The 25110-nt window shown below is 43.3% G+C and carries 22 protein-coding genes and 1 pseudogene; 8 read left to right on the forward strand and 15 right to left on the reverse strand.

Annotated features, from left to right (window positions below; all coding sequences use genetic code 11):
* The first annotated feature begins 54 nt into the window (after nucleotides 1-54).
* The gene (locus tag ACHUFQ_RS11895) at nucleotides 55-1020 is read left to right on the forward strand and encodes a sulfotransferase family protein (protein ID WP_394175830.1); all 966 of its coding nucleotides are present in this window, start codon (nucleotides 55-57) and stop codon (nucleotides 1018-1020) included.
* A gap of 27 nt (nucleotides 1021-1047) precedes the next feature.
* Here ACHUFQ_RS11895 and ACHUFQ_RS11900 read toward each other — a convergent pair whose 3' ends face one another.
* Together ACHUFQ_RS11900 and ACHUFQ_RS11905 are read right to left on the reverse strand one after the other, a co-directional pair.
* Nucleotides 1048-1770 carry a DUF2182 domain-containing protein gene (locus ACHUFQ_RS11900; protein ID WP_394175832.1) on the reverse strand — a complete coding sequence of 241 codons (723 nt, stop codon included), beginning with the start codon at nucleotides 1768-1770 and terminating at the stop codon, nucleotides 1048-1050.
* A 225-nt stretch (nucleotides 1771-1995) separates the two neighbouring features.
* Nucleotides 1996-2622 (reverse strand): DUF1326 domain-containing protein, encoded by a 627-nt coding sequence (locus ACHUFQ_RS11905; protein WP_394175834.1) that lies wholly within the window; start codon nucleotides 2620-2622, stop codon nucleotides 1996-1998.
* Nucleotides 2623-2832: 210 nt separating this feature from the next.
* On the opposite strand from ACHUFQ_RS11905, the gene ACHUFQ_RS11910 reads away from it, so the two are divergent.
* On the forward strand, nucleotides 2833-3666 hold the full coding sequence (locus ACHUFQ_RS11910; RefSeq protein ID WP_394175835.1) for an alpha/beta fold hydrolase: 834 nt from the start codon (nucleotides 2833-2835) through the stop codon (nucleotides 3664-3666).
* On the opposite strand, the gene idi is transcribed toward ACHUFQ_RS11910, so the two are convergent.
* On the reverse strand, nucleotides 3663-4205 hold the full coding sequence (gene idi / locus ACHUFQ_RS11915; RefSeq protein ID WP_394175837.1) for an isopentenyl-diphosphate Delta-isomerase: 543 nt from the start codon (nucleotides 4203-4205) through the stop codon (nucleotides 3663-3665). The genes ACHUFQ_RS11910 and idi overlap by 4 nt on opposite strands.
* Nucleotides 4206-4694: 489 nt before the next feature.
* Between idi and ACHUFQ_RS11920 the strand changes: the two genes are divergently transcribed.
* Entirely contained in the window at nucleotides 4695-4988 is a 294-nt protein-coding gene (locus ACHUFQ_RS11920) for a high-potential iron-sulfur protein (protein WP_394175838.1), read from the forward strand.
* Nucleotides 4989-5007: 19 nt separating this feature from the next.
* On the opposite strand, the gene ACHUFQ_RS11925 is transcribed toward ACHUFQ_RS11920, so the two are convergent.
* Both ACHUFQ_RS11925 and ACHUFQ_RS11930 read right to left on the reverse strand, forming a co-directional pair.
* The gene (locus ACHUFQ_RS11925; RefSeq protein WP_394175840.1) at nucleotides 5008-6147 is read right to left on the reverse strand and encodes a M14 family metallopeptidase; all 1140 of its coding nucleotides are present in this window, start codon (nucleotides 6145-6147) and stop codon (nucleotides 5008-5010) included.
* Between the two features lie 2 nt (nucleotides 6148-6149).
* The gene (locus tag ACHUFQ_RS11930; protein WP_394175842.1) at nucleotides 6150-7622 is read right to left on the reverse strand and encodes a glutamate--cysteine ligase; all 1473 of its coding nucleotides are present in this window, start codon (nucleotides 7620-7622) and stop codon (nucleotides 6150-6152) included.
* A gap of 373 nt (nucleotides 7623-7995) precedes the next feature.
* On the opposite strand from ACHUFQ_RS11930, the gene ACHUFQ_RS11935 reads away from it, so the two are divergent.
* Nucleotides 7996-8475: an aminoacyl-tRNA deacylase gene (locus ACHUFQ_RS11935; protein ID WP_394175843.1), complete on the forward strand. Its 480-nt coding sequence runs from the start codon at nucleotides 7996-7998 to the stop codon at nucleotides 8473-8475.
* Nucleotides 8476-8558: 83 nt separating this feature from the next.
* On the opposite strand, the gene ACHUFQ_RS11940 is transcribed toward ACHUFQ_RS11935, so the two are convergent.
* From ACHUFQ_RS11940 to ACHUFQ_RS11965, 6 genes are all read right to left on the reverse strand, one after another.
* Nucleotides 8559-10412, reverse strand: a complete 1854-nt coding sequence (locus tag ACHUFQ_RS11940; protein ID WP_394175844.1) for a phospholipase D-like domain-containing protein — start codon at nucleotides 10410-10412, stop codon at nucleotides 8559-8561.
* A gap of 149 nt (nucleotides 10413-10561) precedes the next feature.
* Nucleotides 10562-10798, reverse strand: a complete 237-nt coding sequence (locus ACHUFQ_RS11945) for a hypothetical protein (protein WP_394175845.1) — start codon at nucleotides 10796-10798, stop codon at nucleotides 10562-10564.
* A gap of 587 nt (nucleotides 10799-11385) precedes the next feature.
* Nucleotides 11386-12558, reverse strand: a complete 1173-nt coding sequence (locus ACHUFQ_RS11950; RefSeq protein ID WP_394175847.1) for a sensor histidine kinase — start codon at nucleotides 12556-12558, stop codon at nucleotides 11386-11388.
* Entirely contained in the window at nucleotides 12551-13258 is a 708-nt protein-coding gene (locus ACHUFQ_RS11955) for a response regulator transcription factor (RefSeq protein WP_394175849.1), read from the reverse strand. Before ACHUFQ_RS11955 ends, ACHUFQ_RS11950 begins: the two co-directional genes overlap by 8 nt.
* A gap of 2 nt (nucleotides 13259-13260) precedes the next feature.
* The gene (locus ACHUFQ_RS11960; protein ID WP_394175851.1) at nucleotides 13261-13680 is read right to left on the reverse strand and encodes a DUF3019 domain-containing protein; all 420 of its coding nucleotides are present in this window, start codon (nucleotides 13678-13680) and stop codon (nucleotides 13261-13263) included.
* 1 nt (nucleotide 13681) lies between these two features.
* The gene (locus ACHUFQ_RS11965; RefSeq protein WP_394175853.1) at nucleotides 13682-14521 is read right to left on the reverse strand and encodes a MipA/OmpV family protein; all 840 of its coding nucleotides are present in this window, start codon (nucleotides 14519-14521) and stop codon (nucleotides 13682-13684) included.
* A gap of 359 nt (nucleotides 14522-14880) precedes the next feature.
* On the opposite strand from ACHUFQ_RS11965, the gene ACHUFQ_RS11970 reads away from it, so the two are divergent.
* Together ACHUFQ_RS11970 and ACHUFQ_RS11975 are read left to right on the forward strand one after the other, a co-directional pair.
* A complete protein-coding gene (locus ACHUFQ_RS11970) occupies nucleotides 14881-15576 on the forward strand; it encodes a hypothetical protein (RefSeq protein ID WP_394175854.1) in 696 nt (231 codons plus the stop codon).
* A 191-nt stretch (nucleotides 15577-15767) separates the two neighbouring features.
* Nucleotides 15768-16619, forward strand: a complete 852-nt coding sequence (locus ACHUFQ_RS11975; protein ID WP_394175856.1) for a MurR/RpiR family transcriptional regulator — start codon at nucleotides 15768-15770, stop codon at nucleotides 16617-16619.
* Between the two features lie 130 nt (nucleotides 16620-16749).
* On the opposite strand, the gene ACHUFQ_RS11980 is transcribed toward ACHUFQ_RS11975, so the two are convergent.
* The 4 genes and pseudogenes from ACHUFQ_RS11980 to ACHUFQ_RS11995 all read right to left on the reverse strand — a co-directional run bounded on the left by ACHUFQ_RS11980 (nucleotide 16750) and on the right by ACHUFQ_RS11995 (nucleotide 21452).
* Nucleotides 16750-17961 (reverse strand): exo-beta-N-acetylmuramidase NamZ family protein, encoded by a 1212-nt coding sequence (locus ACHUFQ_RS11980; RefSeq protein WP_394175864.1) that lies wholly within the window; start codon nucleotides 17959-17961, stop codon nucleotides 16750-16752.
* 44 nt (nucleotides 17962-18005) lie between these two features.
* Nucleotides 18006-18938, reverse strand: a complete 933-nt coding sequence (murQ, locus tag ACHUFQ_RS11985) for an N-acetylmuramic acid 6-phosphate etherase (RefSeq protein WP_394175866.1) — start codon at nucleotides 18936-18938, stop codon at nucleotides 18006-18008.
* 168 nt (nucleotides 18939-19106) lie between these two features.
* Nucleotides 19107-19859, reverse strand: a pseudogene (locus ACHUFQ_RS11990) (BadF/BadG/BcrA/BcrD ATPase family protein); the annotation flags it as partial.
* Nucleotides 19860-21452, reverse strand: coding sequence for a sodium:solute symporter (locus tag ACHUFQ_RS11995; RefSeq protein ID WP_394175857.1), 1593 nt, complete (start codon nucleotides 21450-21452; stop codon nucleotides 19860-19862).
* Between the two features lie 292 nt (nucleotides 21453-21744).
* Here ACHUFQ_RS11995 and ACHUFQ_RS12000 point away from each other — a divergent pair, with 292 nt between their 5' ends.
* Together ACHUFQ_RS12000 and ACHUFQ_RS12005 are read left to right on the forward strand one after the other, a co-directional pair.
* Nucleotides 21745-23592 carry a glycoside hydrolase family 3 protein gene (locus tag ACHUFQ_RS12000; RefSeq protein WP_394175858.1) on the forward strand — a complete coding sequence of 616 codons (1848 nt, stop codon included), beginning with the start codon at nucleotides 21745-21747 and terminating at the stop codon, nucleotides 23590-23592.
* Between the two features lie 15 nt (nucleotides 23593-23607).
* Nucleotides 23608-24810, forward strand: coding sequence for an acyltransferase family protein (locus ACHUFQ_RS12005; RefSeq protein ID WP_394175860.1), 1203 nt, complete (start codon nucleotides 23608-23610; stop codon nucleotides 24808-24810).
* Nucleotides 24811-25110 lie beyond the last annotated feature (300 nt).

The following is a 25110-nucleotide window of genomic DNA, read 5'->3' on the forward strand; positions in this document are numbered from 1 at the left end:
GTCACTCTCGTTAAAGGTTTTTAATCAACGCTATAGATAAATTGAGCTAACGATATGACTCAAATGGAATTAATCAATCATCCGAGCAAGCATGATCTGGGAGTTATTGTGATCGGCATGCACCGCAGCGGTACATCTGCTCTGTCCGGGGAGCTGTCTAGGCTAGGAGTCTTTATGGGCAAGACCCTATTGAAACCGCAAAAAGGGGTTAATGATAAAGGCTTTTATGAAAATGCGAGATTATTGGAGCTAAATGAACAGCTTCTAGATAGACTTCATTTGAGCTGGGACTACCCCTTACTGCCTCCATCTTTACCTGAATCATTATCGGAATCCTTTAAGAAACAGTGTTTATCGTTTCTTAAAAGTGAGTATGGTACAGCCACATTGTGGGGAATGAAAGATCCCCGGGTTTCTATATTATTGCCTTTTTGGCACAGTGTTTTTAAGGCGGCATCGATCACACCTGTCTACGTGCTGATGATTCGACACCCGTTAGAGGTTGCTGCATCCTTGCATAAACGTGATGGTTTTAGTGAAGATAAAAGCTTGATGCTATGGCTTAATTACAACTTTTTTAGTTATTTATATTCAACTCAGAGTCGCCGGGTGATTATCGATTTTGAAGCGCTACTCGATAATCCTGAAAAAGCGACCAGGCCTTTGGTCGAGATACTGGACGTGGATCATGCGTCACAGCAAGAATCTAGCTTTATCGATAAAAAATTGAAGCGACAAGTAATAGATACCTCCAGTGTGAATGGGATCTTGCCGATAATGGCGGTTGATCTCTATCGGGCGATCAAAGCGGATAATATGTCGGAGGTTGAACGTTTGTTTGAACAGTATCAGGTGTTTCAATCCAGCATGCATCCAGTTTTAAAAGAGCACCTTATGCAAGTGCAGGCAAGTGAAGTGCACTTTCGTCATCGGTTTGAGAAATTATATGCGAGTATGACCTGGCAACTTGTGCGGCCGCTGAAAAAATTGGAAAGCATGTTTACCACACGTCAGTTTTAAGGGGCTGAAATTAGGAGAGGGCAGTGTTTAAATTAAATAGCTAAGCCCGTAGACAATAAGTACCGCTCCAATTAGTTTACTGAATTGAATACCTTTTGGAGCAATTTTTTCTATTAAAACCAGTAACGTCAAAATCAAAATCCACTGTAGGTTCATCACGCCGGTAACAAATAATATTGCCATTAGAAACCAGCAACAACCAACGCAATAGCTACCATGGGTAAAGCCCAGTTTTAAGCCTCCAGTGATGCCTGGCTGCCAGCCCTTACTGATAACAGCTAACGGCGAGCGACAAAAACGCAAACATTGTTGCTTCCAAGGGGTGAACTGATAGATTCCGGCAATGATAAGTATTGCAGCACTAAAGAAATGGTTGGCACTGTCCATCATCGGGGTGAGCAGAGCTAAGTGATGAAACCACCATTGCAATAACGTAACCAGTATCGAATAGCTAGACCAGGCAAGTAAATAACCGCAGATGAAAAACAAGGTGGGTGTATAAGATTGACGATTTATAAGGCGCTTTTGATTGATTTTATCGATAAGCAAAATGACAGGAGCAGCAGAAGGTAACATCATTCCTGCCATCATGATCGCCCACATAACAAACAACAGAAAAATATCACTGCCTTGCCAGGTAGCAACCGGATCCATATTCATGGTCATACCAAACAACATGTAATGCCAACTTAAGTAGATCACAAACAGTAGGGTAGTGATGATCAGCAATCGATGAATATTTAGTGCCAAAGTTAACTGTCCTATGCCAGGTTATGCATGTTGCCTGGGCGTTATTTTTATTTGCATATGGTGTATCACGTTGTATTAGGTCAAGCTTAGATTCCGGTTGAGATTCAGTTTCAATTTCAATTAAAGGCACCTATGTACATTACTGCTGGAATTTGCTCTGTTCGAAGTAAGGTGCCCAATACCTATTACGGTTGCCGGTTTTGCCCATGTTCACGTTTTTAACAATTATGTGGTAGGCCAATCGACTACGGCATTTGCGGCAAATGTATCTGAAAAATCAAAGGCAATTTCGCCATGGTTTACATTCAATACCTTGGTGCGACCCACTTTCCCATCATTCCACAAGAAACCACCGCTTGGGTAGGTAATGTGGACGAGGTTTTCTGCACCTGTGACTGGATTTACATGCGGCGTTTGTTCGGTTTCAAGTATGCCATCGATACTTACATAGGAATTAAATTCATTCACCCTGATATCAATGTCGGCCATGATAGGGCCATCAAACGCACTAAATAACGAAGCAATCGCTTCAACGGGCATGCCACCATGTTGTCCTGACATTATGGTAGCAAGAGCCGCCACCTGTTCAGCACTGGCTGATTTATCAATAAATAAAGCACCGTCACCATTGCCTTCGTGCATGGCCTTGGGCCAGGATGCAACTAGCACCATTTTCAGTCCGGCAAGATCTAAATCGTTCAGATGACCTTCTATGACTTCATAACCGATGATGGCCTGACATCCCCCGTTTTCACTGGTAGGGAAGCCCGCGAATTGACAACCGCATCCGTGATTGCAACTGCAGCTCTCAATGTTGTGCATTTTCAACGACCAGTTGTGAGATTCTGACATACATACCTCTAAGCGGTTCAATATAAATTTAGTCTCGTAAAGTATAGAACAACACAGATAGATTGATCGGTTGCTTCTTGATTTTTAATTGATTACATTGTGCCTTAGAATTGACATGCCTGTATGGCTATTCATGTACGCCTGCACGACAAACGTTATAAAGTAAGGTGTCTTGATCCGTTATCCCGTTTTTCATCGTAGAAGTATTTGATGACATCTGAATTATTATTCCATAAAACCTATACCCATCCTTCCAGTAATGAATGGGTGGTCTTTGTCCACGGTGCTGGAGGCAGTTCGACGATTTGGTTTCGGCAAATAAAGGCGTTTAAAAAATATTTTAATGTCTTGCTGCTGGATTTGCGCGGGCACGGTGAATCCGCGCCAATGAAAAATAAAGCACTATTGTCGTCGCGTTATACCTTCAAAGACGTAAGTCAGGATATTCTCCATGTGCTCGATCACCTTGCCATTAGTCGTGCTCATTTTGTTGGAATTTCTCTGGGCACCATTTTAATACGCAATATTGAAGAGTTGGCGCCAGAGCGGGTGAAATCCATGGTGCTGGGAGGCGCGGTTACCCAGTTTAACTTCCGCTCGGCATTTTTGGTGAAACTCGGAGATATGTTCAAACATGTGATGCCATACATGTGGTTGTATCGGCTATTCGCTTTTGTGCTTATGCCCAAAAAATCACAGAGTCTGTCTCGAAACATGTTTATTCGTGATGCCAAAAAACTGTGTCAAAAAGAGTTTAAGCGTTGGTTTAAGCTTGCTGGCGACGTGAATCCCCTAATGAAATTTTACAAAGAAAATAGAACCAAAACGCCATTGCTTTACTTGATGGGGGAAGAGGATCATATGTTTATTGGCCCGGTGCGCGAGTCTGTCGCTCATCAGCCCAGTGCGCAATTGCAGGAAATACCCGATAGCGGTCATGTTTGCAATGTAGATCAGGCTGTTGCTTTTAATCAATACTCCATTGATTTTATTCGCGCTCAAGCGTCTCAGGATGCAAAAACGGAAAAAAGGCTGAGTGGTTAAGTAGCAAGTTCAGTAAGAGATGAGCGAGTCTTGGTAAACACTTTTTCAAACCAGGCCGTAAATGTAATATTGGATTGTGCTACTGCCTGTTCGATTTCGGTTTCATTCCACCACCGACAGTCCATCACTTCTTCAGGATTTGGTGTTACCTCCATCACGGGGCATTCACATACCAGGATATGATCATATTCATGCTCGGTTAGTCCATTGTCGAGGCGCGCCTTGTAAACAATATGGCCTATGGCTTTAAATCGAAGTGGGGAAAATGTACCAAGTTCCTCGCCTATGCGTCGTAATGCAGCTGCGGAGATAGCTTCGTTTTGTCGGGGGTGCGAGCATACGGTATTGGTCCACAATCCGCCACTGTGATATTTGTCGAGGGCACGCCTTTGCAGAAAGAATTCTACACCGTCATCAGTGTGCCGAAATATCATGACGGAAAAAGCCAGATGTAGATCGCCATCGATATGGGCAGCAAGCTTCTCTTTTAAGCCGGTCGGTCGACCTTTTGTATCACAAAGCACAACGTGTTGTTGCATAACAGACAACATAAATCACCACAAAATTCGATTACTGATGGTTTAAGTTTATACCAATCCCATTAAATTATTGCTCAGTCAGTGAGAATTTAAAGACTTTTAGACAAGGCTTTGATTGCAGAGAATGGTTATTCCATTATCTCAAAATCAGCCAAAATCAGTAACTCAGGATAAACGCCTTTAAAACTCACCCGTAGGGAGTTTACCTTAAGGCCCATTTACGGCCCTAGATTTCATTAATATAGAATGACTATATCAATGAAATCTATGTTGTAACTGAACCTCGGCCCTAACTCTGAGTTGTGCACAAACTTAATGTGATTGCTATTAGTCAGAACCTGACGCTTTGGGTTTAGGTTTACCCAGATATTTGATGGATTTTTGTTTAATTAGACGTATTTCATCTAGGCTTAGGGATGATAGACGTGAAATGCCTTAGGGCTTGTTATGCTTTAAACGTCATCTCTATTCATCTAAGAGGGCAATGTTATGTCGAAGTTTAATCGTCGTTCATTTTTAAAACTATCTTCTGCGTCAATGATTGGTGTCACATTAGGCGGGATCTCGTTGAAAAGTTACGCCGCAGAGAAATTGGATACCGAAGACCCGACTGCTAAGGCGTTAAAATATGTCCATAAGTCTGAGGTCGACGGAAAAAATTGCAGCAACTGTGCGCATATCCAGGCCGGAGATGATCCTGATTGGAAACCCTGTGCATTATTCCCAAATAAACTGGTCAATAATAATGGTTGGTGCAGTGCCTGGATGCAAAAAGCTGGCTAAATTTTGTATGGATTGTCCTTCAAGACAGTAATACCGCATAGAGCAGGCAGTCGGATAAGGCGATATCAGCGCGGTTGGTGATCATAAACAGATGCAGGTTGGCTTTGCACTGTAATTCATTACCTTGTCGCTGAAATAGATCATCGAGCCTTTCCTGACCCTGCTCATCTTTGGCCATCAAAGCTTGAAAGCCTTTCTCTGACGCCCAACCCAGTGTTTGCCCAGCCTGCCAATTGGCAAAGTTAAATCGGTCAATATCTGCCAGAAGGGTAATATCATAATCATCGTTCTGGCAGGTACCATAACCTAATCGAATGTCTTTGCTGCTGTCGATTTCCAGCCGGATAGGATCGTCAAGCATCAATGCTGGTTCACTATCCTCTTGTAGCTCCGCTAAAGGAGCCAGCATCAATCTATGTATGCCAGTATATGCGGTTTGGACTGCCAGTTCATCGCCGGTACCGCCACACTCAATGGTGACACAGGGGAATTCAACGTTTAGCTCAAATAGGGCACCGACATTAATGTTTGAGCGAACGATATAGGGACTGAATTGTTTGCACAGTAGTATATGTTCATCACTTACGTGGCGGATAACCGTAAACGCGGGGCTAAGCCCTGAGGTATTATGAAGATCTATCAACCAACGCGGGTTAAGTTCTATGGTAAATCGCCAGATTCGATATGCCAGAGTTTGAGGGTCCGAATATTGAGTAATTGCTGAGGCATTATTTTGTGGATCTGGCACCTGCGGCTGCGATTGTATTGATTGTTCAATTTTCTCTAGTAGCCTGGGCGAAAAGCAGCGGTTAAGATCTTGTGTACCTGGAAGCATCCGATGATAAAACAAAGGTTCAGTGGCCGCGGCTTTGACCGATGCCACAAGGATATAGGTGTCATGTAATGGCGTCGGAGGTTTGACCAAAAGTCTGCGTAACGCTTCGACACCCGAAGTTTCATTGCCATGCAGCAAGGTCGTAAATAGTTGTGGAGTTGTGTCGCTCTTTCTCGATCGAAATACCACGATAAAGGGTTGGTGATTGAACTGCTTGATAAATGTTTCCAGGCTATCCTGGGCACAAAGTTGATGCGGTTCATACAGAGCAAATCCATATTTTTCTGCGGTCTCTGCGGTATTAATGACATCGGACTTATCCATTATTACTCACCTATTTGCCATTCACTTACGGGTAGGTCCTGGCGCTGATAGCCTAGATATCGCTCTAACATTGTTGTCATGGCCTGTGCTTTTGAGCAGGTTTTACTGAGTGCGCTTAACTGTTGACGTTGCCACAAAGCGCCTGATGTTTGAGCTTGCCAACGGTTTTTAAATATACTTAACCAGTGGTTTGCTTCCCTGTCTACTACACCAATTTTGCGTAATCCCTGGTGAGCCAACGGCCACAATTGCTGTAATATTTCATCGGGAGTGTGTTCGCGCAACCCAAAACCGTCAGCTTTTGGCCAAATCAATTTGGCATTGACGCCATGCTTAGCGGCTCGATAGAAATTATATTCGGCATACTTAAACGGAAGCTTTACCAGCCAGGATTCAATATCCTCTGCCAGGCCATAGGCAAGGCCTGTCATTACAGCTGCATTGGCGACCATGTCCGATATCGTTGGTCCGGCCGGCAGCGTTCTTAATTCAACCCTGAGATGGCCATTTTCATGATGATCATAAATACCTCGATTCCAGCTCCAAACCGTGCCCTGGTGCAACTGTAACTCTTCGAGTTTGGGTAATTGGTTATTGGAGGGGGCTTGTTGAGGGTAAATTTCTGCAAAAATCGGTTCATATAAGCGTGAGTTGCCAGCAAATAGTTCCCAAACCCCATGACGATTCCACTCTTGGCCATAAACAACCCTTGGCGGATGCCGCCACTCTTTATGATCGCTTCGTGTATCGATAGATTGCTTAAACAATGCAATACGAGTCTCGTCCCAAAGTTCATGACCAAGCAAAGATGGAGAATTACAGCAATACGCAAGAACCGGGGCGGTGATTAGTTGTACCGCATTATAGATATTGGCAAAGGTTTTGGTGGGGACCCGAATATGCAGTTGAAATGACGTGCCGGCACCTTCATAGGCTATCGAATTTGTGGTGAGTTTTAATGGCTCTTTACCATCAATATTTAATTGAAAAGGCTCGCCTCTGTCTTTTAATAATAAGGATGAAAAAAGCTTATAGCGTTGCATGTCAGACAATACATCATCATTTAAATCCTGAGGGGATAATGTGGGCAAAATTCCTATGCTAATCAGCTCGCTCTGTTTTTGTTTGGCAACGTGATTGGTCGCAGCAATCACGTCTTTCATTTCGGTTGCAAGATGAGTAAAAGGGGTTCCCAGAGTTGGTTGTGGAGTTAAATTGAATTCAAGGTTATAGCGATTCAATTCCAGGGTTTGGCGTGGGTCGTTACATTGTTCGATTAGCCATTGATTACAATGGCTTGCCTGACCATTCTTATTGATGATATTGGTTTCCAATTCAGCTCCAATACTCAATGGTCCTTCGCCAAATTCAGGACGATTTAATACGCTTTTTAGCTCAACCAGTTGTTCTTCGAGGCGTTGTTTAAACAGGACGACGTTTTGCTCTTCTTCCCTGGTAAATATTTCTCTGCCCATGCTCGGTTCCCCTGAGTTGTAGAGTCCGTTGGTACGGTATTAATCAATTCTTTCCATATAAGTGTAGCGATAAAATATTGATGGTTGTTGATTGGCTACACGAAACTCTTATATCAGAAGCATATGCGATATCGGATGTCGGTTTCTGACAATATCAATACCCTTTGATCTGGATCATTTAAATTGCGTTCTTGTAATCCAATTGAACTATAATTTAAAGCAGAATCCACTTAGTGTTTGCTCTGTTTTAGCATGGCTTCGCTGCCTTTATTGCTTTTCTAAGTAACCGCATTTGCCATAAATCAAGGACGCCATCGGCTTTAAATATCAGACGTTTCTTTGATACTAAGTGTTTGTCAGGAGGTAAGTTATTATGACAATTTCTACCACACTTGAATCCTTTTTACATGATCGCAATGTGCCATTTCAATGTGTTGTTCACCCGCACAGCAGTAGCTCTGTTTCCACTGCAATTTCAGCTCGCGTCCCCTTGCAACACATTGCCAAAGCGGTAGTGTTGAAAGATCATGAGGGCCGACGATTGTTGGCGGTGCTACCGGCGAGCAATAAAATCAGTTTATCGGCGTTAAATGATGAGCTTTTGGCAAGCTATCGGCTTGCCAGAGAGCAGGAAGTGTATTCAATGTTCGATGATTGTGAGCATGGCGCGATACCTGCCGTAGGCCAGGCTTATAATCTGCATACGGTTTGTGAAGAGGACCTTGATGAGCTCGAGCATGTCTATATTGAAGGGGGTGATCATCAAACCCTGATTAAAATTGATAAGCAAAATTTTTATCAGTTAATGAAAGAAAGTAAGCATTTGCATTTTAGCCGGCAGGTGATCCACTAGTACAAGCTCAAGGATGGAAGGTGGAAGTCGAAGCTGGTAGTAGATGAGCAGACAGTTCTCACTGTCTGCTCATCAGAATGTATTTATAATTGCCATTTTATGCCAGTGAAAATGAGCTTGCTATAGACGCTGCGTTGACTTCTGGCGGAAAACCCTTCCATGCCTTCCTGGTCTCGCATTTTTTTGCGCATTTCCAGCCAGTCAGGCTCACCCCATAAATAACAGCGCTTTTTCAAATTATCGAATATTTGATTGAGTTCATCATTAACGCCGGCGCCGAGCATGAAGTATCCCATTTCATTATTAATAAAACGGGAGCGGTAATCGAGGTTTGTGGTGCCGACGAAAGAAACATTATTGGTGACAATGTATTTTGCATGAAGCTTACCGTAGGTTTCATCCCCGCCGATCAAGTCCGAATCAAGTTTGCCAAGTTGATACACTTTAATGCGTGGGTTACTGATAGCGTCTTGAAAGTCTTTCGAGGCAATAAATTCTGGATTTTCTTCACTGACCTCTAAATCGTCCTGCCATGTATCGATAAATGTAGGATCATCACTTAACATGCGTGGTACCATTTCCATATCGATAATGGATTGGGTCATGAAATTATCCGAAGACATGACCGAGTTGGTGATGATTTCAATGGTACGTTCCGGATCATCTGCCAACCATTGTCGCATGCCTTCCAATTCCTCATAACGTCCATCCTTTTCTTCCGGTTCCTCATTGGCCAGAAAAATGTAGGGTGACACTAAGCGAATATGTTTAACGTTGTATTTTTCGCTACTTAATTCCTGAAGTATTTCGACGATTGAATTTGGGTTTCGACCCTGTACATCGGAATATTTTTCAAAGACTTCCCAGCTGACAATATTGGCCATTTCATGAGCCAACCTAAGTTTCGATGGGTTGTAACCTTGTTGTAATTCCTGTTCAATATTTGCATAAGATTTGGAAAATAATGGGCCTTGTTTGATTTCGTCTAACGATTCCTGAAGTTTTTTCTGTTGCCCTGAATAGGGCAACCAGGCGGTAAGGTATTTGTTGCCAGAATGACTGTAAAGTAAGGTCAGATAAAGCTCTGATATTTTTGATATGGTCAGTGGGAACCCGTGTTTTCCTCGCTTATGAGTTTTTAATAGTTGTTCCATTGACCCTTCAGGGTTTTTAATCACTATTTCTAAATCTTGAAACGTATCCTTATTTTTTTCGCCGTTTTCGTCGATGCCATAGTAATGCAACGAGATATTTCGGCCACCGGTCATAACGTAGGCATCTTGAGGTGAATTGCCATCAATGACTAATAACTTATCGTGCGAACGGCGATTAATATTGACAAAAATTTTCGAAACAGCGTTGAAAATCATTACCTGTACCCGCGCACGTTTATTGGTGAGCTTGCCATCCGGTCCACGAATAAATCCGGCTTCATCGCCACACCGAATCAGGCCTTTTAATTCTTCATGACGCATGTCTGCCGAACCGAGTGAGTCCACCATCAAGCGGACATCGACACCACGTTTAACGGCATTACACATAGCGCCTAAAAATGCGTATCCGGCGAGGTCGTTATCAAAAATGTAGTAGGTTGCATCGACAGTATATTTGGCATTTTCAATCATCCAGATTTTCATCGCCAGAGAATTAACGCCATCTTCAATGGTAGGACCAACAATTTTTACTTGCCCGTCGAGAATCGGGATCTCAGCTTCTATGCCAAGCTCTAATGGCTCTTTCTTTTGCTCTTTCGAGCTTCGCCAGCGTCTTTGTTCGTAATGTTTGTTTATCGTGGTATTGTCGTTTGCCCGTGCTTGTGCACATTCATCAGCTTGATATTGTGACGGACAATAGTCGTCAGGTTGCGAACTGCAGCCTGATATTAATGTGAGTACAAACAAAACTATCAAAGATAATTTTATTGGATGATTCCCCATAGTTTAGCCTTTTAAGGCAAATAACATTTGCCCGTAATCTAATGTTTAACTTAGTTAATCTTAGACTGGAACCTTAAAAAGGGGAAAGTTTGTCCGTGCAAGCATAGCCTGCCCTGGCACAATGGATGTGCACAATTTATCAGGACAGTTTACTTTTTGCTAAACCACTGGATTTCTTCGCAGGAATAACTGCTGCTCAGGAACTCGAGTAGTTGTGCATTTTGTTTTTGACGCAGCTCTTCCTGACGACATTCATCCAGGGTGGCAAACGTATCAACTTTGGCAATGACTTCATCATTAGCGTCATACTTTACCAGTTGAAAGTGATCGCCGATATGTTGATGCACAAGATAGGCAATCGCAGTCAATACAATTAGATCTTTCATATCATCACTCCGTGAAATGCTTATTATTTTATTTAACCAAAACCTGCTTAGCAGCTCACTTGTGGATATTTATTAAGATTCGCTGCACCTGACACTGCATCTGGCCGTTAGGTTTTAGTTTACCGAGCTGAGCAAAAACTTCTGTTAACAGTTTGTAATGCTTTGGTTATTTTTTGTTGAATCATAAACGACGTTTAACGCAGGGTCTAACGCGCTTTAGTGTTTGGTTAATGAGATGCCGCGATAACCCCTGAAATGGAGGTTATACCAATCACATTAAGTTTGTGCACAACTCAGAGTTAGGGCAGAGGTTCAGTTACAACATAGATTTCATTGATATAGTCAATCTATATTATTGAAATATAGGGTCGTAAATGGGCCTTAAGATAAACTCCCTACGGGTGAGTATTAAAGGCGTTTATCCGACGTTACTGATTTTGACCGATTTTGAGACAATGGAACGACCATTCTCTGCAATCAAAGCCTTGTCTAAAAGCCTTTAAATTCTCACTGAGTGAGCAATAATTACATGGCGGCACCAGTAGCACTGCCAATCCACTTTGGACTGAATTTTGAGGAAGGAATGTTTACCGTATGTTACGGGGGATTGTTACCGATGCGCGAGCACCGCCGATAGGCGAAGAAGATTTGCTTAACTCGCCATTGTGCCGTTTTACGATGGATTCAACAATATACAAGCCAAGACCAAAGCCTGTGGTTGTACCCTGATTGTTGGTGCGAGGTCTATCTGCGTCAAAGCCAGGACCGTCGTCGTCAATATGAAACATAACAGCGTTATCATCGCAGTCAATACTCACCTGTACTTGGTTTTGTGCATAACGTAATGCGTTATTGAGCAAGTTTGATAGCGCCAGTTCAAGTTGCGTCTGATTTGCAAACACTTCGATGGTAGGTTCAGGGAAGCGGAAATAAACCGGTGTGTCCAGGTTGCGATATTTATTTTCCAGGTTGCAAAGTATCGTTTGTAGACCGAGAGGTTGTAAGTAATCCGGATCTAATTGTTGCGAGCGACTAAAGGTCATATAGTCGGTGGCTAGCGTTTCTAGCTCTGCAATATCCATAAGCATGCGTTGGAGATGCTTGTCCTCTATTTTTCCTTCAACACGCTTTAAAACAAATTTCATCCGAGCCAGTGGGGTGCGAACTTCATGGGCAATAATTTTTGCGATATCTCGCTGTAATGTGACAAATTCAACAAGGCGACTGCTCATGGTGTAAAGCGCATGGGCCAGAGGATAAACCGTGGATTTTTTACGTATGGTCAAGGGTTGGGCTTGCGGGTTTTCGCCAAACTCAATGGCGCACTTTTGTAAAAATGACAGGTCCCGGAACATTGGCCACATCAGTAATAAAAATACGATAGCAAGACCACTGTAAAAGAATAAAATCAGGTAATTATCGTCGACCGACTCAGGACTGATGTCTACCGGACCCCATTGAATATAGCGATTTTGATCGTGATTACGCAGATAATACATCTGCTCATTGACCGCATATGCGATGGTTTGTTGGTTCTTTAACTGCGAGCGCAATTCGCTAGAAAGCTGAATGTTGGATTTATGGATGTAGCGGAACGTTGCTGGGTTGTCACTTTTTTGAGCTGAAAATACGCTTTCCACAGGGATATTGTATTGTACTGGCGGCGCATAAAACTGACTGTACAGTTGACCGAAACTAAAAACCAGGGCAAAGACAGCTAACAGGATAAACAGGTAAAAGCGAATAAAGTGACTATGCATTATTCAGATGAGCCCAGTATTTGAAAACGTACCCTTTATTACGTATTGAGACAATACTTAATTCTTCCAGACCTACCGTGCTTAGTTTTTTTCGCAAGCGACTGATACGCAGATCGGCCGCTCGGTCTTTGCCATCGTAACTCCGTCCGATAATGTCTTCAAACAGACTGTCTCTGTCGACAATATCATCACCACGCTGGGCAAAATACCAGATGATTTCGAAGTCCTGAGCTGTTAGGTCTAACCGTTTTCCGTAATAGGTTGCCTGAGCGGTGGTTTTATCGAGAAATAAGTTTCCAAGCGTTAACGATGTCGCCTGGGTCCTTCTTTCCATCATTCGTATGTTCGCCCGTATTCTGGCAAGAAGGACTTCTGGATCCACGGGTTTTAATATGTAGTCTGCTGCTCCGGCATTGAGCCCTTTGATTTGCGACATGCTATCGGTCATCGCCGTTAAATAAAGAACCGGAACTTGTGGACCGATATCCAGATTGGGCAATAATTCAAATCCGTCAATATCGGGGAGCATTATATCGCAAAGAATGAGATCAAAAGCGGCGTTTTGGGCTTGCTCTATCGCTTCCTGACCGCTGTGTACACAGGTAACAGCAAATTCATAATCGTTTAGGTAGTCGCTGACTAATTCTGCCAGAGGAATATCATCTTCAATCAATAACAAATGGTAGTTTTTAACAGGCATTTTTATAGTATCCAGCCGAAATTTCTTCTCGGGCGCAAATCTACCGGTTTAAACTCCGCAAGTTTTAGAATTGAGGTGTAAAGAATGTCATTGGTTTGACGATTGATAATATCTATTTTGACGTTCTCGCTAATGGTTAAGGTGCGTTGAAACATGGCATGGTCGACATCGGTAAGACATTGTCGAATGCGCATCGCCTTTATCACCAGGCAAACGTCCATTTTCGATTTTAATTGCAGGTTTACGTCTAATTTAAACTGGCACTGGGCACTGCGTTGATTGCGCACACAAATCTCTGGCAGGATATTTATGTCAGAAATATCTGCTGAGGCAGTCACCGCTTCCTGCGCCTGAGTACAAAAGATACTCAGATAACAGACAATCAAACTGCAGAATCTTATCGAAAGTGGCTTCAACGTCATCTTAATACCTGTATGAAACCCCTACAAAGCCTGAATAGTAACTGGATTGTTCGACCAAAATACTTGATTCCATTTTACTGTCCAACCATGTTTTTTTCAGGGACAATCCAACGGACCACGTTGGTGTAAAATGATAGCGTAAACTCATATTTAACCAAGGTGAAATGGTAGCGCCAACCGATTGCTGTCGAATAGAAATGATATTTTCTGTGGGAGTTAAGGCGTAATAATACTCATTAATCTTAGCCGATTTATAGGTTGCACCTGTTTGCACGGTTGCTGTAAACGCATGCCATTGTATGGGTTTGGAAAACGTCAGTGATACTTCCTCACCATGGTGCACGGATGTGATGTCTTTCGCTAACGATAAATTAGTGCGGTACCACGGGGTTATATGGGTAATATTAATGCCACCCATATAACTTAAATCTCGCTCTACTTCCTTGAGGTTTAAGGCTACCTTATTAGCTCGCCAGGTATTTTGTGTGATTCCGGCAATAGAAATCAGTTTTTCACTGTTATTTTTTGCGAAAAAATAACCGTCGTTATTGAAATAACCATAAGCATCAATTAGCCAGTTTTCAGACTCGTGCAGACTGTAGCCAAGCACAAGGTTTTCAACAAAAAATTTGTCGCCATAGTAGCTAAATTCCGGCAGTAAAGGAGAGGAAATGTGATCCCGTTCCCTTAGCGGGTTTTCGATCCCACCGAAACCGGCCGTTAGGCGAACATCAAACGTGCCGGGTTTTACCAGAGTTTGTTCAGGTTCTTGTTGAGCCAGAGACGCGCGGGCGCATACCAGATTGGCGATGATTAGGAATAGGAGACCAGCGTACTTCATTGTTATCGTGATTCGCTTTTGGGAGATACGGCTTAATTCTTTATGCACATGTTCTATTATAAAAAAGTGACCGTTGCAACGAATTCAAGGGTTTTTTGTGTACATATTTGTAGCATTGACCTTAAGTTAACAAAACGTATTCAATCCGATAACGTAGCCGTGCCCTTAGTCTGTTGCGAACCTCAAACCTTTATGTCTTTATTACATCTGTTTTTGGCCAGATATCGACCCTGCAAAATCCAGTAAATCGATTGCATAATCGATGCCGTTTGGTGATTAACTGGCAAACTGAAAACTATCTTATAGACTTAGATAAATGCGGTAAAACAATAATTTATCATTAATAGAAGGGACTTGCCTTGAAATCGCTAATCCTCCTCCTGTCCGTGCTGGTGGTTGCTACCCCATGTTTTGCTCAACAACAAGCTACGGAACAGCAAACAACAAATAACAACGTGGTTGAAGCTACACCAGCAGAGCCTATACCAGGTACAGATTCCGAGCAAGTGAATGAGCCCGATGCTTCGGCGAATCAACCTTTAAACAGCAATGCAGAGGAAATTGCAGGCGACAATCAAGATTCTGGTGATGATACGGCGAAAGAAGACAGTTTTTTCGCCTATGATGATTTTGGTTATGGGCTTGGTTTTGGGATTTTATATAGTGGGCTTGGCGGTAACATCAATGTTACTAAGCAATATGATATGAAATATGCATCAATTGGCTGTCTGGGTCATTCCTCTGAGGGGGGATTAGCTTGTGGCTTAGGCGTTGGCTGGATCCGCACAAATTTGTTCGATGTTGACCCGTTTTATGCTGACAAACACGGTATAGGCATCTACCTTGGTGCCGTGGGTAGTGAAAAAAGTCGTGAACCGAGTCGCAGATTTCCAGATTATGACAATGAAATTGTATGGGGTCTTGCCGGTAGTTATCATTATTTTCTAAATGGCATTGAACAACCCGGTACAAACCTTGGTGCCAGTTTCGTCATTGGTGATGGCAAAGATGATGTTGAATTCGGTTTGTTATTACAGGTTGGTTATCAATTTTAGCTAAGGAAATATTTAGTCCTTCATGCTGAATTCTTGTGAATAAATTTATTTTCTCCGAAATTGGTGTTATTCCCTGCCAGATTTGTTGTTCACGATGTTGTTTTTATTGGCTTTTTGACGCCTTCGTTGAGCTGTAAACAGGGTTTGTGGTAGTATTTTACCTAATTGTTTATTAGTCGGTGGAAATGCCAATGTCGGTCCTAGTTAAGATCCGTGCAATACGTGAATCATTAACCTCCAATGAAGCAAAAATTGCTGAATTTGCGCTTCAATCCCCTAATGTCATCAAAGATTTATCCTCGCAAAAGCTCGCGATGCTGGTTGGCGTGAGCCAATCATCCATCGTTAAATTTACCCAAAAACTTGGCTATAAGGGCTATCCGGATTTTAAGTTTGCGTTAATTGAAGCGATTAATTCTGAAGCCGATGATGTCCAGTTGCATGGCAAAATTACCGTAAACGATGATTTTGAACAGCTGAATAAGAAGCTGCTGGCCAGTAAACACAAGGTATTAATTGAAACGTCAGGCCTGAATACAGACGCGAATATCGAACGGTCCGTTAAGATGATTAAATCGGCAAAGCGAGTATTGGTTAGCGGTATTGGTGCATCGGCGTTAGTCGCGAAAGACTTGAGTTACAAGTTACAAAAAATTGGCAAAATGGCATTGGCTGAGGCCAGTGGCCATATTCAGTTATCCTATGTTTCGACGTTCAACCAGGATGATTTGGTGATATGTATCAGTGAGTCCGGGAATACCAGTGATGTCGTCGCTGTCGCTAAATTAGCAAAAGAATGCGGGGCTAATGTTATTACGATCACCAATTACAGTGATAACCTATTGATGAAACATGCTGATATCAAGCTTCATACGGTGGCAGAACAATCGTCTATGCGGTTATCATCAATAATATCCCGTACGTCTCAGGAATTTGTGATTGATCTGTTGTTCATCGCATTAACTCAGGCATCGCGGAGCGCTCGAAAAATGGTTGAGGAATCGAATAAAGCGGTTCGAGACTTTATTGTACAAAGCCACTAATCGTTTTTAGCTCGGAGCGGTTGTTATGTGACTGAGTAAAAAATCAAGCGCTGAAGTCAGGACTTCTAAAGCAGAAAGCGTCTTAAGATTTATAGCCAATTCCTGAATGCGGGATAAATAATTTATTGGTTTAGGACTCCGGATATATCAGGTATTTTTTTCGGATGCGCCGATATTGTTCTAAACCTTGTTGCCAACTCTGTTTTATCTGCTCTTCACTCAGACCAGCTTCAATGGCCAACCGTAGTGATTTAGTGCCTGCCAATTTATCGAAAAAATCAGCGCGTTCAAAAAAAACTAAGTCGTTTTCCGAGAATTTTTGATGCCATTCAATCAGCGAGTTTAACTGTAAACCTCGAATGTCGGCGTGGCGAAGATCCTGGCCACGCAATGGGATGTTTTGTAGTTTAGGAGTGAGTGATGCGCCTGGCGTCGCGTGCGGGGTAAAGTTAAAGTCACCAATGGTAGCGTCACTGTCTCTCTTGTAGCCGATCACCTGAAACGGGAATGGTGTACCGCGGCCAATACTTATTGGCGTCGCTTCAAAAAAACACAGCGACGGATACAAGGCAATAGATTGTGAATTAGGTAAATTTGGGCTTGGTCGTACCGGCAGGTGATAGGCCATAGTATGTTTATAATTTGCCACCTTTACAACATGCAGGGGCAAAGGGTTATCACTTTCTAGCCAACCTTCGCCAACAATCATTCGAGCCAGTTCCGCGACCGTCAAACCGTGTAAAACAGGTATTGGATGCATGCCGACGAAGGATTTAAATTCCGGTTCTAAAATGGGACCATCGACGAATGCGCCATTAGGGTTTGGCCGGTCGAAAACCCAGAACTCGATGCCGTTGTCTGCCGCTGCTTCCATCATATAATGCATGGATGAAATGTAGGTGTAGAAACGCAGGCCAACATCCTGAATATCAAAAATTAAAACATCGAGTTGCGTTAACGTTGCATCATCGGGACGTTTACTACTGCCATATATTGATAGGATTTCAATACCTGTTTTAGGATCAACCGACGAGTCAACGATGGCACCGGCATCGTGATCGCCTCTAAATCCATGTTCAGGTGCAAAAATAAAGTTTACGTCTATGTTGTTACTCAGAAGAAAATCGACCAGATGCGTGTCTTTTACTCGAGATGTCTGATTGACAATCACGCCAACCCGCTTACCTTTGAGAGCACTCAGGTATTGATGTCCTCGCTCGGCACCCGGGATGGGCATTAGAGTGTGTGAGGATTCAGGTATCAAGCCTTCCTTAGCTTGAACGCCTGATGTCGTCAACGGAGTACAAAGGGTCAAAACCACAATGCAAAATGTCTTTAGTATTAATCCTGTTACTTGCGAGCGTCGGCTAACTGACATGACCTTCCTTATTTCTCCGTTACGTTGGGTGAGTATTGCTGGCAAGCCTCTACAGCGCGTCTTAAAAAACCACCGTGTTGCTCAAGTAGTTGTTTACCTTGTTCGGTATCGACACCGGTGAGTACATGTAAAATAGCCAATTTGGCTTTATAACCGGATTTAGTGAGCGCTTCCAGTGCGGTATCGCGATCACAATTGGTTGCCTGCATGACAATGCGTATCGCACGGGCGTATAATTTTTCGTTACTGGCATTCACATCGACCATCAGGTTTTCATAGCTCTTACCAATTCGAATCATACTAGCTGTGGTTAACATGTTGAGTACAAGCTTTTGTGCGGTACCGGATTTTAATCGGGTTGAGCCGGTTAGTACTTCCGGGCCTACTACAGGGCAAATACTGACTTTTGCGTGTTTAGATACCTCTGAACCTGGGTTACAGGTCAAAGACACCGTATTCGCGCCGAGTGAGTTGGCGTAATCTAAACCACCGATTACATAAGGCGTACGGCCACTCGCGGCAATACCAACGAGTACGTCATCAGCACTAAAGTTAATGGCTTTTAAATCATTAACCGCGCCATCAAGGCTATCCTCTGCGCCTTCAACGGCTTTGTATATGGCGTCATTACCACCAGCAATTAAACCGATAACCTGCTTGTGCGAAACACTGAATGTCGGCGGACATTCAACGGCATCAAGAATACCAAGTCGGCCACTGGTACCTGCGCCGATATAAACAAGGCGCCCACCTTTGCTAAAGGCATTAACGATCATCTCAACCGCATCACTGATGGGGCTGATGCAACGCTGCACGGCCACGGCGACATAGGCATCTTCTTCGTTAAGGCGTTCCAGAATTTCTCTGGATGTCATCAAATCTACCTGCATGGTATTTGGGTTGCGTTCTTCTGAAACCATGGAATTTAATTGTGCGAGCAATAAACTTTGCTCATCGGTTTCTTCAACCTTGCGTTTGGTTTTTATTAAGGTTTGATTGGCCGCCAGTTGGCGAGCCAGGTAGCACGCGCCGTCCAAAGAGCTGCCTTTGGGCAATTGACACATTTGCTGGTATGGCTTAGCTAGATAAGCTAAGGTCGAAACGGCAAGGCCACCCATCAATACCACAGGTATGGTTTCTTGTTTAACCGTTAAATCGATAAGATTTTCGACATCGCTTGCATGGTCTTTGACAAGCGCTTTGGCTCTATCACAAGATTGCGCCAGCTCAAACACCTTGGGGGAAAACACTGCGTAATCTGCAGGTTTTGCTTTGCGTAGCCAATTTAATATATCGTCTTGACGGTTGCCAATTTGAGATTGAATATAACGGGCCACTTCACTTTTATTCGCGCGTTGCTCATCAATTTCAAGTAAAAGCACTTTGACTGCATTAAAGCCTAATTTAGCGCCGCTGCCTTCATCACCGATAGGAAACCCCCATCCACCGGCATATTCTTCATCGTTTTCTGAACGCAACAAAGCGCCGACAGAGCCTGTGCCTAATGCGATAACAGCAACGGGGTTGCCTTGATTCGCGCCATATAAAGAGGTTCTGGCATCATTAAATATTTCAAGACTCGCAAAAGCGTAGGACAAACGATTACGCAGACGCTCTACTTGCGTTTGGTTACCCGCACCAGCGAGTCCCATCACCACGGCAATCTCTTCGGGAGCCACTGCGGAACGTTCTAATAAACGATCTATCAACCCTGACAACGCAATGCACGCTCCCTCGAAATCATTGGTCAGCGAACTAGAACCGACTATGTCCTCAAAACATTGTCCGGTCTCTGTGTGTTGTAAACGACCTATCGTCTTGGTTCCACCACCGTCGATACCAAGAATGTATGTAATTGCCATTTACGGTTGAACCTCCATTTGTTTGACTTTAAGAGAGTTAGGGGTATTGTTGCCTGCAACGCATACTAGAAATGATAGCATGGCTCCAATACATAGTTGCCAGGTAAAGCCCAGGTTGAACTGCCACTGTGCGGGTAAAACGTTATCTATGATATATGGTTGAAACGAAAGACTAACTAAAAAACCAGTAATCAGTGCCAAAGGAACGGTTGTTGCATTGCCGCGATGGGTAAAAACGGCGGTGAAATAAACCCCTAATAAACCACTGTATGAAAACACCATAACGCTTAGTGCAAATGCTAAAAGTGGAGTGTCGGAATATTGCTGCCAGTAATAACACAAGATTGCCATAGCGCTTAATGCCAATGCCACCAGCACCATACAGAATTGTCCGGCTTTGACAAAATGTTGCTCAGGTTTTTGCGCGCCTTTCTTATTCAAATAAGGGCGATAGATATCCTGAACTAAGACAGACGCCATGGAATTTAATCCTGAATTCAATGTCGATAAGGCAGCAGCGATGACACCTATGGTTACTAACCCTTTAACCCCAGCCGGAATTTCATTGAGCACGTAATACATGAATATGGTAATTTTCTCGCCGGAGAAACTTTGAGTAATATCCTTAGCGGACTCACCAAAGGCCAGATCTGGGCGCTGGTACAGCACATAAAGCAACAGGCCGATAGCGATAAATAAGAGCATCACAGGGATGACCATAAGTACTGAATAGATCATTGCAAAACTGCCCTGTCTGGCATCTTTACAGGTCAGCACTCGCTGAGTCATATCCTGATCTAAACCAAATGCGGCAATATTGAGCAGGACAAATCCTGTTAATGATGACCAGATCGTAAAGACACCGGCCGAGGTAAAATCCCAATCAAAATTAAATACCGTTAATTTAGATTGCTCTCGGTCTATCGGGTAGCGCAGAGCGTCAATGATTTGCGAAAAATCAGCAGGTATTGCCTGCAGTAAAAAATATAAGACCAGAATTGCGGCGCTGACATAGACTGCACATTGAATCGCATCGGAATAAATGACGGTGCGTATACCGCCAATGATTGAATACATAAGGCCGACGCAAGTTAATACCAGTGTAGAGATAATGACACTCTGTGCGGCAATATCCCCAAATAAAATCATCGATACGGCGATTGCTGCCATATATAAACGTGCGCCGCTGGCAAAAATTCGACCGAACAAATACATGATACCCGCTTGCTTATGGGCGTTTTCGCCAAAGCGCTGTGATAGCAGTTCATAAACGGTGGTAACTTTGTGCTGATAAAACTTTGGAATGAGATAAATGGCAACAAAAAAAGCCGCAATAAAAGCACCAATATTGGTCGCCAGGTAAGAGAGATCGTTGCGATAGCCTTGATCCGGTCCGCCTAAAAAAGTCGCCGCTGATTGCGAAGTCGCCAGAACTGAAACGGCGACTAAAAATACCGGCATTTTATGACCGCCAAGAAAATAATCATCGGTATTGGCGGATTTTTGTCGATTAAAATACCACCCTGTTGATATCATGATCAACGCATAAACGGTAAAAACCATCCAATCGGCAGCAGCGAACTGTGTTGTCATTATTGTTTTCCGTTCTAAATGTTCTGGTAAAGAATATATAATTCCCAGTATACTGTTTGCATAATAATAAATTATTTGTATCGAGTCTATTGCTTAGTGTTAAATAATTTCAAAAAGTTCCATACAGGGGTCGCTATTGATGAATAAGCGAATTTCTTTCTTCAATAAATTTTACAGGCAAGTGTCACTGCAAGCCTTGAGAAAAATCGTAATGAAAATGTCATTGAAAAGTATGAGTTGTTTACTGGTTATATTGGCAATAAGCGGATGCGGAAGTGCCAAGACTGACACTATGAATAAAGTGAAGGGAAACTTAAGAGTCGCATTGGCTCAAAAAATCATGTTGGATTTACGCTACTATTGCCAGAGTGATGAGTTGATCAGGCATGGCAGCACGCAGGTTTGCCGAACACCGTTGACCACCTTGCCACCCGAATTGGCGGCCATGATTGAAGAGAGTAATGTCGGCGGCATAATCCTGTTTGCTGAAAATCTTCAGTCTGTAGAGCAGGTGGTAAAACTTAACTATGATATGCAACAGGCTGCAAAAAATTCCTATTCAGGCCTGGAATTATTTATTTCAATTGATCAGGAAGGTGGGCGTGTAGCCCGTATGCCTCGGGATCAAGCTACATCGTTTAGCGGCAACATGGCCATTGGCGCAACTCATGCCGCATCGGGAACCTATTTTGCAGAGCAAACCGGTCGAATTCTTGGTCTGGAATTATCTGCACTTGGGTTTAATTTGAATCATGCCCCGAATGTGGATGTTAACGTCAACGCGGAAAATCCGGTTATTAATGTGCGTTCCTTTGGCGAGCAAGCGAGCCTGGTGGCGGAACTGGGTGCAGCTCAGTTAAATGCGATGCAACAACAGGGGGTGGTTGGCACATTAAAGCATTTCCCAGGTCATGGTGATACCAGTGTTGACTCTCATACCGGGTTGCCCAGAGTCGATCACTCGATTGAAGACATTATCGCCGTAGATTTGTTGCCATTTCAGACTGCGATAAATGCTGGGTTGGCAAAAATGATTATGACGGCTCACATTCAATATCCGCAATTGGATGATTCGACATTTACGGCCAGCGACGGCAGCACCATGATAAAACCGGCAACCATGTCGAAACGAATTTTGACAGACTTACTACGGGATAAAATGGGCTTTGATGGTGTTGTCATCACCGATGCACTGGATATGGCCGGTATCAGTCAGTTTTTTGAACCGGTTGATGCGATTATCGAAACGTTTAATGCCGGCAGTGATATCGCGCTGATGCCATTTCGAATTCGCAAGGCAGAGGACATTAAGCGCTTATCACAGACTTTAGATCAACTTGAATTAGCCGTTTCTCAAGGTCGGCTTTCCCAGGCGCAGGTATTCGAGTCCGTCGAACGCATATTCAGTCTTAAACAGCAAATAAACAGCCATTTCACTGAGCAAACAATCCGGAAAAACCTGGCGATAGCTAATGGTGTCGTGGGAAATCCAGAACATCGCAGACTTGAAAAGGATTTAGCGGAACAATCCCTCGTACTGGTAAAAAATAATCAGGTGGTCCCACTTGAGGAGACTCAACGGGTACATCTATTGATGCCGGATTTAGGTAAGTGCCGAGCTCTGCAACATGCTTTATTGGCGAACAATGAAAGATTGTTGGTTAGTTGCAGTGATTTACACCAATTTGACTATCAACAAACCCGACATCATATGTTGCAGACGGATGTCTTTGTGGTTGCCAACATCACGCCCAAGCAAAGTGCGGTGGAAATGGGCGGTATGGAAGATCTTGAGTTACAACGTTCTGTTGCTCCGCGCCTCAGTAAACAAGAACAGGAACAACAGATTGAAGCATTATTGACTCTGGCGAAGGAAAACAATAAAAGTACTATTTTCGTCAGTTTGCGGGCGCCTTATGAAATGAAGCGCTATGAGCCCTTTAGTGATGTATTGATCGCGACTTTCTCATATAATGTTCACGCTCAACAACAAGGTGAGACAGACGTCCTGGCCGTAGGCCCAGCATACTCTGCTCTGGCAAAGTTACTTGTCGGAAAAATCACGGCGTTAGGTACGTTGCCCGTCAATATTGAACTTACCCCAGAGAGTCATGCGCAGGCGCCAAATCGTTCAAACTAAAATAGATAAAAAATTATGAGTAATATTATTTCGGGTTATGCCCGCAACATCATTGACCAGCTACCGAAAGGTCGCTTACTGGCATTGGATGTGTTTCGCGGGATCACTATCGCCGCGATGATATTGGTAAATAACCCTGGCAGTTGGTCATATGTGTATGCGCCGATGGCGCATGCGAAATGGCATGGCTGGACACCAACCGATTTGATCTTTCCATTTTTTATCTTTATCGCCGGGGTATCCGTGGCAATCGTGATGAATCGCGAACTCGCCAAGGGAACCGACAAACTGTTTTTACTCAAACATGCATTGGTTCGAGGCATTAAGCTCTTTGCTTTAGGCTTATTTCTGGCGCTGTTTTATTACAATTTTACCAATCCGGCGTTTAGCTGGGTCGACGCTCAGCTTTTTTCCGTGCGCGTCATGGGCGTTTTACAACGAATAGGTTTGGTATATTTTGCGACGGTGTTTATCGTCTTATACTGGCAAAATTTGGGACGCTGGTTGTGGGCAATGGGTTTACTCGTGGGTTACTGGGCGCTTGTGATACTGGTACCTTACAGTGACAATTCAGGCAACACTTACACGGGGTTGCTTGAATTTGGTAACTCGTTACCGGCATTCATTGATAACTGGGTATTTGCTGCCAAGCATCTTTACTATGCAGACGCTAAACCCTTTGCATTTGATCCCGAAGGTTTAATTAGTACTCTGCCTGCAATCAGTGGTTGTCTGGCCGGAGTTTTCACCGGCAATATTTTGACTAATAACGCCTTATCTTTGTCCGATAAAGCCAAGAAAATGTTTGTAGTTGGCCTGGTATGTGTGGTTGTCGGTGAAATTTGGGGGCTGGTATTTCCCATCAACAAAGCATTGTGGACCTCAAGTTTTGTGGTGATGAGCAGTGGCTGGGCGCTGCTAAGTCTGGCATTTCTGACGTGGTTAATTGATATTAAAGGGCATAAATACTGGAGTGCGCCATTTGTTGTTTGTGGTGCCAATGCCATTTTCTTCTATATGTTTGCAGGGGTTTTAGCCAGACTATTAATGATGATCCCGATAGCGCAAAGCAGTCTTGGCGGTTGGTTATTTTCAGAGGTGTTTCAACCCGTTTTCGGTAATTACAACGGCTCGTTGATGTTTGCAATAAGCTTTTTGTTTGTCAGCTATTGGGTGTTAGATTACCTGTACCGGAAAAGAATATTCTTTAAAGTGTAACGAATCCTAGTGCCAAAGAATTGTTTTAACAAATTTACATAACATTGCCATTTAAAAAGGCAATGGTAACTCAGAAAAGCCTCTTATCGATATTTTCGAACGGAGGCTTTTTTGATCGCGGCCATTGATATCAAAAGGGCAAGAACCCTAATGTTTGAGGCTGACATCATTAGTCGGTGATTGGTATTACTGAGGTTGGAAAGCGCACAATCAAGGGCTGTTAGGTAATACCAATCACATTAAATTATTGCTCACTCAGTGAGAATTTAAAGGCTTTTAGACAAGGCTTTGATTGCAGAG

Origin of the sequence: Thalassotalea litorea (genome assembly GCF_043642205.1) — a bacterium.
GTDB lineage: Bacteria > Pseudomonadota > Gammaproteobacteria > Enterobacterales > Alteromonadaceae > Thalassotalea_A > Thalassotalea_A litorea.

What these genes read in the sequence shown, in the direction of transcription:
- ACHUFQ_RS11895 (WP_394175830.1), top strand. Translation starts at nt 55, where the DNA reads ATGACTCAAATGGAATTAATCAATCATCCGAGCAAGCATGATCTGGGA.
- ACHUFQ_RS11905 (WP_394175834.1), bottom strand. Translation starts at nt 2,622, where the DNA reads ATGTCAGAATCTCACAACTGGTCGTTGAAAATGCACAACATTGAGAGC.
- ACHUFQ_RS11910 (WP_394175835.1), top strand. Translation starts at nt 2,833, where the DNA reads ATGACATCTGAATTATTATTCCATAAAACCTATACCCATCCTTCCAGT.
- idi (WP_394175837.1), bottom strand. Translation starts at nt 4,205, where the DNA reads ATGCAACAACACGTTGTGCTTTGTGATACAAAAGGTCGACCGACCGGC.
- ACHUFQ_RS11920 (WP_394175838.1), top strand. Translation starts at nt 4,695, where the DNA reads ATGTCGAAGTTTAATCGTCGTTCATTTTTAAAACTATCTTCTGCGTCA.
- ACHUFQ_RS11925 (WP_394175840.1), bottom strand. Translation starts at nt 6,147, where the DNA reads ATGGATAAGTCCGATGTCATTAATACCGCAGAGACCGCAGAAAAATAT.
- ACHUFQ_RS11930 (WP_394175842.1), bottom strand. Translation starts at nt 7,622, where the DNA reads ATGGGCAGAGAAATATTTACCAGGGAAGAAGAGCAAAACGTCGTCCTG.
- ACHUFQ_RS11935 (WP_394175843.1), top strand. Translation starts at nt 7,996, where the DNA reads ATGACAATTTCTACCACACTTGAATCCTTTTTACATGATCGCAATGTG.
- ACHUFQ_RS11940 (WP_394175844.1), bottom strand. Translation starts at nt 10,412, where the DNA reads ATGGGGAATCATCCAATAAAATTATCTTTGATAGTTTTGTTTGTACTC.
- ACHUFQ_RS11945 (WP_394175845.1), bottom strand. Translation starts at nt 10,798, where the DNA reads ATGAAAGATCTAATTGTATTGACTGCGATTGCCTATCTTGTGCATCAA.
- ACHUFQ_RS11950 (WP_394175847.1), bottom strand. Translation starts at nt 12,558, where the DNA reads ATGCATAGTCACTTTATTCGCTTTTACCTGTTTATCCTGTTAGCTGTC.
- ACHUFQ_RS11955 (WP_394175849.1), bottom strand. Translation starts at nt 13,258, where the DNA reads ATGCCTGTTAAAAACTACCATTTGTTATTGATTGAAGATGATATTCCT.
- ACHUFQ_RS11960 (WP_394175851.1), bottom strand. Translation starts at nt 13,680, where the DNA reads ATGACGTTGAAGCCACTTTCGATAAGATTCTGCAGTTTGATTGTCTGT.
- ACHUFQ_RS11965 (WP_394175853.1), bottom strand. Translation starts at nt 14,521, where the DNA reads ATGAAGTACGCTGGTCTCCTATTCCTAATCATCGCCAATCTGGTATGC.
- ACHUFQ_RS11975 (WP_394175856.1), top strand. Translation starts at nt 15,768, where the DNA reads ATGTCGGTCCTAGTTAAGATCCGTGCAATACGTGAATCATTAACCTCC.
- ACHUFQ_RS11995 (WP_394175857.1), bottom strand. Translation starts at nt 21,452, where the DNA reads ATGACAACACAGTTCGCTGCTGCCGATTGGATGGTTTTTACCGTTTAT.
- ACHUFQ_RS12000 (WP_394175858.1), top strand. Translation starts at nt 21,745, where the DNA reads ATGAATAAAGTGAAGGGAAACTTAAGAGTCGCATTGGCTCAAAAAATC.
- ACHUFQ_RS12005 (WP_394175860.1), top strand. Translation starts at nt 23,608, where the DNA reads ATGAGTAATATTATTTCGGGTTATGCCCGCAACATCATTGACCAGCTA.